Origin of the sequence: Streptomyces albicerus (assembly GCF_008905045.1) — a bacterium.
Classification (GTDB): Bacteria; Actinomycetota; Actinomycetes; order Streptomycetales; family Streptomycetaceae; genus Streptomyces; species Streptomyces albicerus.
Genome location: NZ_VWMY01000003.1, coordinates 216,497 through 230,312, shown reverse-complemented (window position 1 = coordinate 230,312; position 13,816 = coordinate 216,497). Strand labels below are relative to the sequence as shown.

General features: G+C 69.4%; 14 protein-coding genes. 8 read left to right on the top strand and 6 right to left on the bottom strand.

Going from position 1 to position 13,816, the window contains the following annotated elements:
* Nucleotides 1–22: 22 nt before the first annotated feature.
* Entirely contained in the window at nt 23–976 is a 954-nt protein-coding gene (locus GAS53_RS03955; protein WP_151475986.1) for a LysR family transcriptional regulator, read from the bottom strand.
* A 129-nt stretch (nt 977–1,105) separates the two neighbouring features.
* On the opposite strand from GAS53_RS03955, the gene GAS53_RS03950 reads away from it, so the two are divergent.
* The 6 genes from GAS53_RS03950 to GAS53_RS03925 all read left to right on the top strand — a co-directional run bounded on the left by GAS53_RS03950 (nt 1,106) and on the right by GAS53_RS03925 (nt 6,521).
* The gene (locus GAS53_RS03950) at nt 1,106–2,305 is read left to right on the top strand and encodes a CaiB/BaiF CoA transferase family protein (RefSeq protein ID WP_151475985.1); all 1,200 of its coding nucleotides are present in this window, start codon (nt 1,106–1,108) and stop codon (nt 2,303–2,305) included.
* Nucleotides 2,306–2,392: 87 nt separating this feature from the next.
* Nucleotides 2,393–3,559 carry an acyl-CoA dehydrogenase family protein gene (locus GAS53_RS03945; protein WP_151475984.1) on the top strand — a complete coding sequence of 389 codons (1,167 nt, stop codon included), beginning with the start codon at nt 2,393–2,395 and terminating at the stop codon, nt 3,557–3,559.
* A 194-nt stretch (nt 3,560–3,753) separates the two neighbouring features.
* Complete coding sequence (locus GAS53_RS03940) at nt 3,754–4,248, top strand: MarR family winged helix-turn-helix transcriptional regulator (RefSeq protein ID WP_151475983.1); 495 nt, start codon at nt 3,754–3,756, stop codon at nt 4,246–4,248.
* A gap of 190 nt (nt 4,249–4,438) precedes the next feature.
* Nucleotides 4,439–5,059 carry a DsbA family protein gene (locus GAS53_RS03935; protein WP_151475982.1) on the top strand — a complete coding sequence of 207 codons (621 nt, stop codon included), beginning with the start codon at nt 4,439–4,441 and terminating at the stop codon, nt 5,057–5,059.
* An 83-nt stretch (nt 5,060–5,142) separates the two neighbouring features.
* A complete protein-coding gene (locus GAS53_RS03930; protein WP_151475981.1) occupies nt 5,143–5,949 on the top strand; it encodes an MBL fold metallo-hydrolase in 807 nt (268 codons plus the stop codon).
* A gap of 152 nt (nt 5,950–6,101) precedes the next feature.
* Complete coding sequence (locus GAS53_RS03925) at nt 6,102–6,521, top strand: nuclear transport factor 2 family protein (RefSeq protein ID WP_151475980.1); 420 nt, start codon at nt 6,102–6,104, stop codon at nt 6,519–6,521.
* Nucleotides 6,522–6,653: 132 nt separating this feature from the next.
* Here the strand turns inward: GAS53_RS03925 and GAS53_RS03920 are convergent, their stop codons facing one another.
* Both GAS53_RS03920 and GAS53_RS03915 read right to left on the bottom strand, forming a co-directional pair.
* Nucleotides 6,654–8,129, bottom strand: a complete 1,476-nt coding sequence (locus GAS53_RS03920; protein WP_151475979.1) for a dihydrolipoyl dehydrogenase family protein — start codon at nt 8,127–8,129, stop codon at nt 6,654–6,656.
* Nucleotides 8,130–8,344: 215 nt separating this feature from the next.
* Nucleotides 8,345–8,707, bottom strand: a complete 363-nt coding sequence (locus GAS53_RS03915) for a winged helix-turn-helix transcriptional regulator (protein WP_151475978.1) — start codon at nt 8,705–8,707, stop codon at nt 8,345–8,347.
* 130 nt (nt 8,708–8,837) lie between these two features.
* On the opposite strand from GAS53_RS03915, the gene GAS53_RS03910 reads away from it, so the two are divergent.
* Nucleotides 8,838–9,491, top strand: coding sequence for an FMN-dependent NADH-azoreductase (locus GAS53_RS03910; protein ID WP_151475977.1), 654 nt, complete (start codon nt 8,838–8,840; stop codon nt 9,489–9,491).
* 78 nt (nt 9,492–9,569) lie between these two features.
* On the opposite strand, the gene GAS53_RS03905 is transcribed toward GAS53_RS03910, so the two are convergent.
* The 3 genes from GAS53_RS03905 to GAS53_RS03895 form a co-directional block, all read right to left on the bottom strand.
* Nucleotides 9,570–10,097, bottom strand: a complete 528-nt coding sequence (locus GAS53_RS03905) for an NUDIX hydrolase family protein (protein ID WP_192582943.1) — start codon at nt 10,095–10,097, stop codon at nt 9,570–9,572.
* Between the two features lie 135 nt (nt 10,098–10,232).
* Nucleotides 10,233–11,291 carry an iron-siderophore ABC transporter substrate-binding protein gene (locus GAS53_RS03900; RefSeq protein ID WP_151475975.1) on the bottom strand — a complete coding sequence of 353 codons (1,059 nt, stop codon included), beginning with the start codon at nt 11,289–11,291 and terminating at the stop codon, nt 10,233–10,235.
* Between the two features lie 154 nt (nt 11,292–11,445).
* The gene (locus GAS53_RS03895; protein ID WP_151475974.1) at nt 11,446–12,783 is read right to left on the bottom strand and encodes a lysine N(6)-hydroxylase/L-ornithine N(5)-oxygenase family protein; all 1,338 of its coding nucleotides are present in this window, start codon (nt 12,781–12,783) and stop codon (nt 11,446–11,448) included.
* A gap of 85 nt (nt 12,784–12,868) precedes the next feature.
* On the opposite strand from GAS53_RS03895, the gene GAS53_RS03890 reads away from it, so the two are divergent.
* Nucleotides 12,869–13,816, top strand: a complete 948-nt coding sequence (locus GAS53_RS03890) for a methionyl-tRNA formyltransferase (RefSeq protein ID WP_151475973.1) — start codon at nt 12,869–12,871, stop codon at nt 13,814–13,816.

The following is a 13,816-nucleotide window of genomic DNA, read 5'->3' as shown; positions in this document are numbered from 1 at the left end:
TTCAGGAGAGGGACGCGTTCGGTCAGACATCCGCCGCGCGGGCGTCGGTTCCCTGGGCCTGGGCGGAGGGCCAGCTGCCTTGGGAGATCGCCGAGTTGATCCCTCGTACCAGTTCCCGGGCGACGACCTCCACCGCCTGCGGCGTCCGTCCGGATCTCGGGGTGCCGAGGACGATCGACCGCCACACGTCCGGTTCGCACAGCGGCGCGGCGCTCAGAGTGCCCCGCGCGACGTCCTCGGCGATGCCGACGCCGGGCAGCACGGTCCAGCCGTGCCCGGCCAGCACGAGCTGCTTCTGCACGCGCATGGAGTTGGTCTGGACGGCGACGTCCAGTGCGGCTCCGGCTCGCGTCGCCGCGGCGTCGATCAGGCTGCGCAGCGCGTGACCCGGCGTGGGCATGACGAGAGGACGCGCGGCTGTCTCCGCGAACGGCACCGGCCGGTCCGCCCGCAGCCCGGCCGACGGCGGAGCGACCGCCCAGAGGCGCTCCCGCACCAGCGGGCGGGCGTTGAGCGACGGGGTGCTGTCCAGGTCGTAGAGGAGAGTCAGATCCAGGTCCCCGTCGTCGAGCCACCGCTGCAGATGTCCCGAGTACGCGGTCATCAGCCGGAGTTCGATACCCGGGTGGTCGCGGGCGACCGCCGACACAAGTGGTTCCGCCAGCAGATCGCTCGCACTCTCCAGCAGCCCGACCGTGACGATGCCGGTCACCACTCCGGGCGCCGGCTGCACCTCGGCGCGGGCCCGCTCCAGTTCGCCCAGGGCACGCCGGGCCCGGTCCACCATGATCGCCCCGGCCTCCGTGGGGCGCATGCCCTGCCGGGTGCGCTCGAAGAGCGGAACACCGAGCTCCTGCTCCAGGGTGCGGATCTGCCGGGTGACGGCGGGCTGCACCAGGTGGAGCAGCTCGGCGGCGCGCGTGACACTGCCCACTTCGGCGACTGTGATGAGCGCTTTGAGCTGCTTGACGTCCAAGGGTTTCCATCACCATCCGCACCGGGCATGGTGCCATCAGATATCGCTATTTCACTCAATCTGTCATGAACGAACATGATGGTACTCGTACTCGCGGTACGGGACACGAAAGCTTCTGGAGGTCACCGCATGACCGAGCCCCCCGCGGAACTGCCGCTCTCCGGCATCACCGTCGTCAGCGTCGAGCAGGCGGTGGCCGCCCCCTTCGCCACCCGCCAGCTCGCCGACCTCGGGGCCAGGGTCATCAAGGTGGAGCGGCCCGGAGGAGGCGACTTCGCCCGCCGTTACGACACCACGGTGCACGGCGAGTCCAGCTACTTCGTGTGGCTCAACCGGTCGAAGGAGTCCGTGACGCTGGACCTGAAATCGGCGCGCGGACGGGAGATCCTGGAACAACTGCTGGGCGGGGCCGACGTGTTCGTGCAGAACCTCGCCCCGGGCGCGGCGGTCCGGCTGGGGCTCGGTGCCGAGGCGCTCAGAGAGCGTCATCCGGCACTGATCCCGTGCACCATCTCCGGATACGGCACATCCGGCCCGTGGGCCGACCGGAAGGCGTACGACCTGCTGGTGCAGTGCCAGACCGGCCTGGTCTCGCTGACGGGGAACGAGCACGGATCCGCCCGGGCCGGAGTGTCGATCGCCGACATCGCCGCCGGCATGTACGCCTACTCGGGCATCCTCACCGCACTGTTCACACGGGCGACCAGGGGAGTGGCGCGCGCTGTGGAGGTCTCGCTGTTCGAGGCGCTGGCCGAGTGGATGAGCCAGCCCGCCTACTACACCCGCTACGGCGGAACCCAGCCCCCACGGGTGGGCACCCAGCACGCCACCATCGCCCCGTACGGCGCCTACACCGCGGCCGACGGCCATGACGTCCTGTTCTCGATTCAGAACGAACGCGAATGGGCCGCGCTGTGCGAGCAGTTCCTGGGACGCCCGGATCTGACGGACGATCCACGGTTCGCGACCGGATCCGACCGTGTGGCCCACCGCGACGAACTCAACGCCATCGTGGCCGAGCGTTTCCGTTCCCTGGACAGCCGTCACGTGATGAAACTGCTCGACGCGGCGGGCATCGCCAACGCCGGGGTCAACGACATCGAGGAGTTCCTCGCGCATCCCGTGCTCAGTGGCAGGGACCGCTGGCGGGACGTACGGATTCCGGGCGACGCGGTGGTGTCGGCGCTCCTGCCGCCGGCGGACCTGGCCGGCACGGCGCCGCGTATGGGCCCTGTCCCTTCGGCCGGTGAGCACACCGAGCGGATCCTGGCCGAACTGGGGCACGGCGCGGCCGACATCGACGGCCTGAGGGCCGACCGCGTCATCTGAACCGCTCGACCAGACCCGTCCCGAGTCTCGCCTGTTCCGCCCGTCTTGCCCCCGCCCATCTCGCCCATCCCGCAAGGAGCGGCACGCATGAGCACTCTCGACATCCTGTCCGAGGACGAGCAGCTCATCGTCGGTACGGTGCACGAGTTCGTCGACAAGGACGTCAGGCCGGTCGTGCGCGAGCTCGAACACGCCGACACCTACCCCGAGTCCCTGATCGAGCAGATGAAGAGGCTCGGCATCTTCGGGCTCGCCATCCCGGAGGAGTACGGAGGCACCCTGGTCTCCGTTCCCTGCTACGTGCTCGTCACGGAGGAACTCGCGCGCGGCTGGATGAGCCTGGCCGGTGCGATGGGCGGCCACACCGTGGTGGCGAAACTGCTGCTGCACTTCGGCACCGAGGAGCAGAAGCGCCGCTACCTCCCTCGGATGGCCACCGGTGAGATCCGGGCGACCATGGCGCTGACCGAGCCAGGGGGCGGTTCGGACCTGCAGTCCCTGCGCACTGTCGCGCGCAGGGACGCGGACGGCTACGTGGTCAACGGGGCGAAGACATGGATCACCAACTCGCGCCGCTCCCGGCTCATCGCCCTGCTGTGCAAGACCGACCCCGACGCCGCCCCCGCGCACAGGGGCATCTCCATCCTGCTCGTGGAACACGGGCCCGGCCTGACTGTCTCGCGCGATCTGCCCAAGCTCGGCTACAAGGGCGTCGAGAGCTGCGAGTTGTCCTTCGAGGACCACCGGGCGCCGGCCGATGCTCTGCTCGGCGGGGTCGAGGGGGAAGGGTTCGCCCAGATGATGAAGGGGTTGGAGACAGGGCGCCTCCAAGTGGCCGCCCGTGCCCTGGGTGTTGGCCGGGCGGCGTTCGAGGACGCCCTCGCCTACGCCCAGGAACGCGAGTCGTTCGGCAAGCCCATCTGGCAGCACCAGTCGATCGGCAACTACCTCGCAGACATGGCCACTTCACTGACGGCGGCGCGCCAGCTCACCCTCTACGCGGCCCGGGAGGCCGAGGCGGGCCGACGCGTGGACATGGAGGCGGGCATGGCCAAGCTGTTCGCCTCCGAGACAGCCATGCAGATCGCCCTCAACTCCGTCCGCATTCACGGGGGTTACGGCTACTCGACCGAGTTCGACGTGGAGCGGTACTTCCGCGACGCACCGCTGATGATCGTCGGCGAGGGCACCAACGAGATCCAGCGCAACGTGATCGTGAGCCAGCTCGTCAAGCGGGGCGGGATCGACGCCTGACCAAGTCCTGCTTCGGCCTCGGCCTAGGCGCGGACGTCAGCCACGGTCGTTCGCGCGAGCTCGGCGGGCACGGCACGGCCTGGCGGTCGCGGCGGTCCCTGTCGAGCGGAGGACCAACGCGGCTTGCCCTTGCCCGCGGGGGATGATGGGCGGCGGCGCGTCCGCGCCACGACTGAGGTGAGAGAGGCGGGTCGGTGGCCGGGGACGGGCAGATCACGACGGCGGAGCAGGCGGCCAACGACGGGCTGGTGCTGGCGTTCGGCTGGTTGCAGGGGGCCGCGAACCGGCTGGAGTACATCCTGGGCCGGGCCATAGAGGAGGAGTGCGGGATCAGCCACCTGATGTTCGAGGTGCTGCTGATCCTGGGCCGGGCCGGAGAGCCGGGCATGTCGATGCGGGCCATCGCCCAGGAGCGGGTCCTCACCACGGGCGGTGTGACACGGCTGATCGACCGGATGGAGGCGGCGGGCCTGGTGACCCGCGACGAGAATCCGGGCGACCGCCGGGGACGGCTGGTCAGAGTGACGCCGCTCGGGGAGGAGACCGTGGTGCGGGCTGCTCGTCTGCACGTGGAGAACGTGCAGCGGTTCCTTCTGGACCCGCTGCCCGCGGAGCACCGGGAGCGCTTCGCGCGCGACCTGCGGACGCTGAGCCTGACGGCCCGCGACGCCCTGCCGCGCCTGCGCTGAACCTGCCTGCCCCGTCTTCCGCCTCGCCGCCCGAGCCGGGGCGCCAACGGCCGGGTGGCCGGGCCACTCGGTTGAGGAGCCGACCAGTCGAGGCGTTCATCCATGCGGAAATATCTGACGAGTCAGATACTGTTGTGTCAGGCGAATGGCCCGCGGAAGGCGGGTTCCGCAACCGGGAGGCACACCCCTCATGAAGCTCGTGTACGTCTTCGACGCCTACTGCGGCTGGTCGTACGGTTTCGCACCGACCCTGGCCGAGATCGTCCGACGGCATCCCGACCTGCACGTGGAAGTGGTGTCCGGCGGTCTGTTCACCGGCTCGCGCCGGGTGCCGGTCCGGGAGTTCGGACACGTCCAGGGCGCCAACGCCAAGATCAGTGAGCTGACCGGGGTCGAGTTCGGGCCCGGTTACGCGCGGCTGATCGAGGACGGCTCGTTCGTGATGGACTCCGAAGCCGCCGCCCGGGGCGTGGCCGCGTTGCGACAGGCCGCGCCCGACCACATCGTGGAGCTGGCCGCCGCGCTGCAGCACGCGTTCTACGTGGACGGCCTGAGCCTGTCCGACCCGGCCACGTATCGCGCGGTCGCCGAAGCGGCCGGCCTGGACCCGGACACCGTCGTCGGCGCGTTCACCGCACATGGTTCGGCCGCCGCCGCGGAGGGCGACTTCCTGCTGGCGGACGGTCTGGGCGTCCAGAGTTTCCCCACCCTGCTGGCCGTCCAGGACGACCGCACCACGGCCCTGGCCGTCGGTCATGCCACCGCCGACCGGATCGACCGGCACCTGGCCGCGCTGACCGCCGCGCCCTGACCCCTGTCTCTTCGCACCAACACCCTCTTCTCTCTTCGCACCAACACCCTGTTCGAACCCTCCCCTCCCACGAAGGAATCACCATGAGCACCCTCGACTTCAAGGTCATCGACCTGGACTTCCCCGTCGGCTCCAAGAACAAGACCGCCACCCTGATCACGGGCGAGGAGCAGGCGTTCCTGATCGATGCCGGGTTCACGCGTGCCGACGGGCACCGCCTGGTCGCCGAGATCCTCGACTCCGGCAAGACACTGACCAAGGTCTTCATCAGCCACGCCGACCCCGACTTCTACTGGGGCGCCGAGGTGATCGCGGACGCCTTCCCCGAGGCCGAGCTGGTCGCCACTCCGCTGGTGATCGAGCACATCCAGGCCGCGTACGAGGGCAAGCTCAAGGCGTGGGAGCCGGTCGGCGTCAACCGCCCCACCCGCCTGGTCGAGCTCGCCGAACTGGCCGGCGACATCACCTTCGAGGGCCACGTGTTCCAGCTCAAGGGCGGCCGCCCCGGCCTGTCCGACCGGCACTACCTGTGGCAGGCCGAGCATCGGGCGATCGTCGGCGGCGTACTGCTCTTCCAGAACGAGCACGTCTGGGTCGCCGACACGCCCAAGCCCGAGGACCGCGCCGTGTGGATCGAGCTGCTCGACGAGATGACGGCCCTGGACCCCGCGTTCGCCGTCCCCGGCCACCGGCTGCCCACCGACACCCTGGACGCGAGCCCGATCGTCTACACCCGCGACTACCTCACCGCGTTCGAGGCCGAAGCCGCCAAGGCCGACACCGGTGAGGCCCTCACCGGCGCGCTGGTCGCCCGCTACCCGGACGCCGGCATGCTCATCGCCGCACAGATCGGTGCCAAGGTCGCCAAGGGCGAGATGAGCTGGGGCTGACACACCCTTTCGTGGTCCGGTGCCGGGCATCCCCCCGATCGCCCGGCACCGGATCGCGACACGTCACCGAGCCCTCGCCCGTACTACCTGCGCTCTCTCGCTGTTTTTTGCGTGCCCCGGCACCCCGGCTCACCAGAAAGGCCGCCCTCCCCATGAACGAGACGACCGGCTTCCACACCTCCACCGCCCCCGCCGACGTGGTGCGGCGCCAGTACCTCGCCTCCGCTCACGGAGACCTCGAAGCCCTGCGGGCCACCCTGGCCGACGACGTGGAATGGACCGAGATGGCCGGCTTCCCCCTGGCCGGCACCTACCGCACCCCGGACGGCGTCACCGCCAACGTGATGGAGCAGCTGGGCAAGGAGTGGGACGACTGGACCGCCCACGACGACACCTACGTCGTCGACGGCGAGAACGTCGTGGTCCTGGCCCGCTACACCGCCACCAACAAGGCCACCGGCAAGGACATCAACGTCCGTGTCGCCCACCACTTCGTCGTCCGCGGCGGCCTGATCGTCCGCTTCGAACAGTTCGTGGACACCGCCAAGGTCCGCGAAGCGATGCCGGCCTGACCAGCGCGGCGCGCGGCGGGACTCCGCAGAAGGACGGCGGGACCCCGGAGTAGGAACGGGATCAAGGCCACGCCGCTCACTCTCCTCACTCTCCGACGACGCACGCTCTCGGCCGTTCGAGTCCGAGGCGTCTCACTTCCCGTGTGCCGCGTGGCGCTGTGAGCGGAGTGTCTCCAGGAGGCGTAGCCAGATCTCGCTGGCTGTGGGATAGCTGGGCACGACGTGCCACAGAGTCGACAGGGGGACGCGCCCCACGATCGCCGTGGTCGCCGAGTGCACGAGTTCGGCGATGCCGGCGCCGACGAACGTCGCCCCCACGACCACGTCATCGGTGCGGTCGATGACGAGTTTGGCCCGGCCGCGATAGTCCGCACGCATCACATAGGTTCCGGCGAGCGCGCCCAGGTCGTACTCGACGACCTCGACATCGATACCCGCGTCGCGCGCCTGCTGCTCGGTCCTGCCGGCGCTGCCGACCTCGGGGTTGGTGAAGGTGACCTGTGGCAGCCCGAGGTGTCCGGCCGCGGCGGACGGCAGGTCGGCGGAGCCGTCGGCTCGTGCCGCGATGACCTCTCCGGCGATACGGGCCTGGTACTTGCCCATGTGGGTGAGGAGTGCCCGACCGCACACGTCGCCGATGGCGTAGAGCCAGCTGCCGGCCACCCCCTCCACACCCTGGTGGTCATCGACGTCGAGGTACCCGCCGGGGGAGAGGCCGACGGTCTCCAAGCCGATGTCCTCGGTGTTCGGGGTGCGCCCGGCGGCCACGACGACCTCGTCGGCCACGATGACCGTGCCGTCATCGAGTGTCACGCTCACCTCGCCGCCGTGTACCAGGCCCTGGCCCGTGTCACGGGCGTCGGACCGCTTCACCTGGGACATGCGGCGTCCGAGGCACAGCCGCACGCCACCGTCCCGCAACTCCTCACCGACGAGCTCACCCGCGAACGGCTCCTGCCGGGCCAGCAGTTGCTCGCCACGATGGACGACCGTCACCTCGGCGACGCCCAGCCCGTGCAGCCAGGTGGCCGCCTCGCAGGCGACCACGCCGCCGCCCAGAATGACCACCCGACGCGGCACTTCGCGCATCGTGGTCACATCGCGTGAGGTCCACGGCAGTGCGGCGCGCAGTCCCGGAACGTCCGGTACGGCCGGACAGGAACCGGTGTCGATGACAACGGCATGCCTGGCCGTCAGCGTCCTGGTCGAACCGTCCGGCCGGCTCACCGCGACGGTGCGTTCACCGGCCAGCCGCCCATAGCCGCGTACCACGTCGATCCCGGTGTCCAGCGCCCAGGCCACCTGGGAACTGTCGTCCAAGCCGTTGATCACACGGTCGCGCCGGTCGAGTGCCCCGGCGGGGTCCAGCTGTGCCGATACTCCGGACAGGTGGGCGGCGGCGTCCACCACCTCCACGGGCCGCAGCAGTGCCTTGCTGGGCATGCACGCCCAGTACGAGCACTCGCCGCCGAGCAGGCTGCTCTCCACGAGCACCGCGGACAGGCCGGAGTACTGGCTCGCGTACTGAGCGGCGTTCTCACCCGCGGCCGCGCCGCCGAGGACGATCACGTCCCACTCCGAGCGATCCGGGTCCACCGCCGGCGTCATGAGATCCTCCCCGATCGTCCTTCCGCCGGAACGGCGGTGTGTCGAGTGCGAAGCCAGCCTAGGGGCGCCGGAGTTCTCCCGCTCGATGTCCGTCGGCCGGATCACTCCCCGAGCTGAGCCCATGGGGGAGGGCACGTCTCAAGCTCGTGGGTGCGGGAGTTCCCACCTCGTGGGTGCGGTAGTCGCCGGTTCTGCTTCGCGCGTGTGGCGGTCGCTCAAGCGGTGCACGACTCCATGCCGTGCCCCGCCTCCGGGAGATTCTTCTCCGCCCAGGTGGCCAGTTCCTTCAGAGCCGGTTCGAGGGCAGCGCCGGCCTCCGTCAACCGGTACGAGACCCGCAGCGGCGGCCCCTCGTCCACCTCGCGCAGGACGAGTCCTGCCGCGCCCAGCTCGGTCAGCCGGTCCGAGAGCATGCGTTCACTGATGCCCGGGATGGCCCGGCGCAGCTCGGTGAAGTGCACCGGGCGCTCCATCAGCACGGACACGATGGGGCCGGTCCAGCGCTTTCCGAGCAGCCCGAAGACACGCGTGATGGTGCCGTCGACCGTCTTACAGGGCTCTGCGACCGGTTCCTTCATGACCTCAGTGTACTGCGACCCCTGTCGTAGCTAAAAAAAAGTAAGTACCTGTGCTATCAATAGGAACGAACGGAAAAGCGGCCAGCTCTTCGTGTCGCTTGCTTCGCATTCGTCCTTTTGGAGATCCCTCATGGCAACACTGCTGCACCTGGACTCGTCCCTGTGGCCCGAGTCCGCTTCCGCCTCCCGTTCGGTCACGGCCGCCTTCCGCACGGCATGGGAGGAGCAGCACCCCGACGGCACCGTGATCTACCGGGACCTTGACGCCGACCCGGTGCCGCACCTGGACGCCCTCACCGCCTCCGCCGGTTTCGCCGATCCCGCCGACCACACCCCGGAGCAGGCGGCGGCCTTCGCCGCGCGGCTGAAGCTGATCGAGGAACTGGAGAACGCGGACGCCGTCCTGATCGGCGCCCCGATGTACAACTTCACGGTTCCCTCCACGCTGAAGACGTGGCTCGACCAGGTGGTCCTCATGGGCCGCACCGCAGCCGCCGAGGACTCCTCGACCAAGGGCGTCCCGGTGTACGTCGTGGCCAGCCGCGGCGGTTCCTACGCCCCCGGCACTCCGCGCGAGGGTTACGAGTACGTGCAGAACTTCTTGCAGGCGATCCTCGGCGACATGCTGGGCATGGAGGTCGACTTCATCGTTCCCGAGCTCACTCTGGCGCACTCCAACCCGGCCATGGCCGAGCTGATCCCGCTCGCCGAGGCCTCCAAGGTCAGGGCCCACGAGGACGCGGTCAGCAAGGGCAAGACCGCCGCCCTGAGCGCCGCCGCCTGACGCACCGCGAGGTCACGTACGACCTGGAGCGTGCGATCTCGGTCGACACGCTCGGCGCCCACTGCCCATTCCAGTCCGTCAGGACAGGCAGCCCACATGGGCGAGGGCCTGCTTGAGGAGGGCTCCGTGGCCGCCCGGCATCTCGCCCAGCACCATGGGGGACGAGGCCTCCTCGGGGCTGAACCAGACCAGGTCGAGGGCGTCCTGGCGGGGGCGGCAGTCGCCGGCCACCGGGACGATGTAGGCGAGGGACACCGCGTGCTGGCGGGGGTCGTGGAACGGTGTGACCCCGAGCGTCGGGAAGTACTCGGCGACGGTGAAGGGCTGCAGCGAGGCCGGGACCCGGGGCAGGGCGACCGCGCCGAGGTCCTTCTCCAGGTGGCGCAGGAGGGCGTCCCGCACCCGTTCGTGGTGCAGCACCCGGCCGGAGACGAGCGCGCGGCTGACCGTCCCGTCGGGGCCGATGCGGAGCAGCAGTCCGATGCTGGTGACTTCGCCGTTGTCGTCGACGCGCACCGGAACGGCCTCGACATACAGGATCGGCATGCGGGCGCGTGCCTGCTCGAGCTCGTCGTGAGTCAGCCAGCCGGGCGTGGTTTCGGTCATGTCAGACATTGGTTGATCATACTTTCAGGGTCTCGTGCCGCGCGCGTGTCGCCGGACACACCGGATGGCCGGTGCACCGGCCATCCGGTGTGTCCGGCCCTCCGAGTATCCGCTGCGTATCCGTGGGGGACGGCCTCAGGACGCCGGCTGCGCCACCTTCGTCGCCGTGTCGCCGTCGACGGCCGCGGCCAGCTGCGGGACCAGGCGGTCGAGCATGTACGGCAGGCTCAGGACCGACACGAACGAGACAGAGTTGCCGTAGTCGCTCGACTCCTTGACGAAGACCTCACGCGCCTGCTTCGCCACGTCCAGGTCGTTGTAGAGGGCGTTCTTGTGGAGCTTGGCCTCGTCCTTGGCCGGATCCGAGACGATCCACACGATCGCGTCGGTGTTCAGCAGGTCGGTGCGCTCCTTGCTGATGTTGGCGCCGAACTCGTCACCGATGACCTTGTCCAGGTCCGTCGGCAGCTCGAAGCCGAGGTCGGTCAGGACGCGCGAGCGCGGATCCTGGCTGCCGAAGACGAAGATGCCCTCGTATGGGGTCGCCATCACGGCGTCGGCCCCGGCGAACTTCGGGTTGTCCTCGGCCGCGGTCGCGAAGTCGGCCTCGACGCCCTTCACCAGGTCCTTCGCCTCGGTCTCCTGGCCCAGCGCCGTGCCGATGATCTCGGTCTGCCGCTGCCAGGGGACCCCGAAGTCGTTGTATTCCTTCGGCTGGGCCACCACCGGCGCGAACTTCGACAGGGTCGTGTACTGATCCTTCGTCAGGCCGCCGTAGACCGCGAGGATCAGGTCCGGCCTGAGCGCGGCGATCTTCTCCGTCTGCGGTCCCGTGCCGGTGTCCTTGAGGACGGTCGGGGCCTTCGCGCTGCCGAGCTTGTCGGCGGCCCAGGGGCCGATGGCGCCCTGGTAGCCGCCGAGCCACTCGGTGGTGCCGACGGGCACCTTGCCCAGGGCGAGTACGGCGTCCTGGTCGGTCAGCCCGACCGTGACGATCCGCTTCGGCTCGGACTTGACGGTGGTGTTGCCGTACTTGTGGGCGATGGTCACCGGGAAGGCGCCGTTCGCGGCGGCGGACTTGTCCGAGCCTGCCTCGGAGTCGTCCTCGGAGCCGCAGGCCGCGGCGGTGGTGAAGAGGAGGAGTGCGGAGGCGAGCGCCGCGACGAGGCGTGCGCCTCTGGAAGAGCCGAGCATCAGTGGTCCCTCAGGGTGGTGGTGTCAGGGCTGCGATGGTGTGCGGCGGTCTGGTCGTCCGTGGTGTGGGTGCCGGACCGGACCACGCCAGGGGGGTGCCGGTGGGACGGCATGCGGATTCGTGCCATGCCGTCACACCCGGCCACGCGAGCCCTCAGCCGGTTCGCGCGGTCATGTCGTCCGCGCGATGGGCGAGCAGGGATTCGAGGATCTCGCCGGAGCGAACCGCCGTGGTGGACAGCAGAGTCGAGGTGAGACCGTGCGTGTGCTCGGTCGCGCCCTGCAGATAGATGCCCGCCGTGACCTCGGGTGAGAGCTCGACGCGATGGTCGCGCCCGACGCGCACGGCGTCCTTGTCGTCCCGCAGGCAGAGTTTCGCGGTCCTGCCCAGGAGGGTGTCGAGGTCCCTGGGGCGGTAGCCGGTCGCGTGGACGAGCAGGTCGGCGGAGATCACCTCCCGTTCCCCGGTGGGGAGATACTCGACGGTGACCTCCAGGCGGTCGTCCAGGCTGCGTACGTCCCGGATGCGGGACACGTTGCGCAGGCGCAGCCGCTCACGGCCCTGGACCTTCTCGCGGTACATCGTCGCGTACAGGGACTCGATGAGATCCATGTCGACCACCGAGTAGTTGGTGCTGCGGTGGTAGTCGACCAGGGACTGCTTGACCTCGGGTGTGGACCGGAAGTACACGTCCACGGCCTCGGGATCGAAGATCCGGTTGGCGAACGGGCTGTCGTCGGCGGGCGTGTACCCGTACTTGGCGAAGATCGCGCAGATCTCCGCCTCGGGGAACGACTGGTGCAGGTAGTCCACCGCTTCGGCGGCGCTCTGGCCCGCGCCGAGCACCAGGACGCGGCCCACCGACGTACCGGAACCGTTCAACTCACGGACGCGCGGGACGAGTTGACTGTTGTGCCAGATACGGTCCGACAGCTCCGTGTCCGGCGGCAGATGCGGCTCGAGGCCGACGGCCACCGAGATGTTCCGGGCCCGTCGCGTGATGGTCCGCTCGGGGTCCCCGGGCACGCGGCTGACCACGTCCAGCCAGCGGACCTCCCCGTCGGCCCCCGTCACCGGTTCCACGGACACGACGTCGTCCGAGTAGTCGACCAGGTGCGCGACGCGGGCGGCCGCCCACTCGAAGTACTCGTGGAACTCGATCCGCAGCGGGAACAGCGTCTTCGCGTTGAGGAAGTCCACCATCCTGCCCCGCTCCCGCAGGAAGCACAGGAAGCTGAAGTCGCTCGTCGGATTGCGCATGGTGACCAGGTCCTTGAGAAAGGACACCTGCATCGTGGCGTCCTCGATGAGCATTCCCCGGTGCCAGCCGAACGTCGGCTGGCGCTCGAGGAATTCCGCGCGGATCCGGTTCTCCGGAGCGGCCCCGGCGTTGTGTTCCTCAACCGCGATGGCCAGTGCGAGATTTGACGGCCCGAATCCTATGCCGAGCACATCAAGGACGGCGTCCGGTTCGTCGTGCAGTGCGTTCACCGCAACTTTCCTTCCCCTAGGCGCCACTGATGTTAAATAAGGTTAGCCTTACCTTGCAATGGTGTGTCCTAGGAGAGGATCGACAATGCGGGTCGTCATGTTCGGCTATCAGACCTGGGGGCACCGCACCCTCCAGGCTCTGCTGGAGTCCGACCACGAGGTGGTCATGGCCGTGACCCACCCCAAGAGCGACCACGTATACGAGAAGATCTGGGACGACTCGGTTGCCGACCTGGCCGAGAAGCACGACGTACCGGTCCTGCTGCGCAACCGGCCCGACGACCCCGAACTCCTCGCCGCCCTGCGGGACGTGGCACCGGACCTCATCGTCGCCAACAACTGGCGGACCGTGCTGCCCCCGGAGGTCTTCGACCTCCCGCCCCACGGCACGCTCAACATCCACGACTCGCTGCTCCCGGCGTACGCGGGCTTCTCCCCGCTGATCTGGGCGCTCATCAACGGCGAGCGGGAGGTCGGTGTCACCGCGCACCGGATGAACGCCGAACTCGACGCGGGCGACGTCCTGTTGCAGCGCGCCGTACCGGTCGGCCCGGCCGACACCGTCACCGACCTGTTCCACCGCACGGTCGACCTGATCGCGCCGGTCGTCGACGAGTCGCTCGACCTGATCGCCTCGGGCCGCGCGCGCTGGATCCCCCAGGACCGCAGCCGCGCCAGCTTCTTCCACAAGCGGTCCCTCGAGGACAGCCGCATCGACTGGACCTGGCCGGCTGAGGACGTCGAGCGACTCGTCCGCGCCCAGTGCGACCCGTACCCCAACGCCTTCACCCACCACCGCGGGCAGCGGATCCGGATCGTCGAGTCCGAGGTCTCGCAGGGCCGTTACGGCGGCACCCCGGGGCGCATCTTCATCCGTGAGGGCGACGGAGTCGTCATCGTCGCCGGCGCGGAGGCAAGGAGCGGCCGACTGCCCGGGCTGGTCGTCAAGCGCGTACGGACGGAGGACGGTGTGGAGCACGCGGCGACCGACCACTTCCGCACGATGGGCGGCTACCTCACGGCTCGTCCGTGA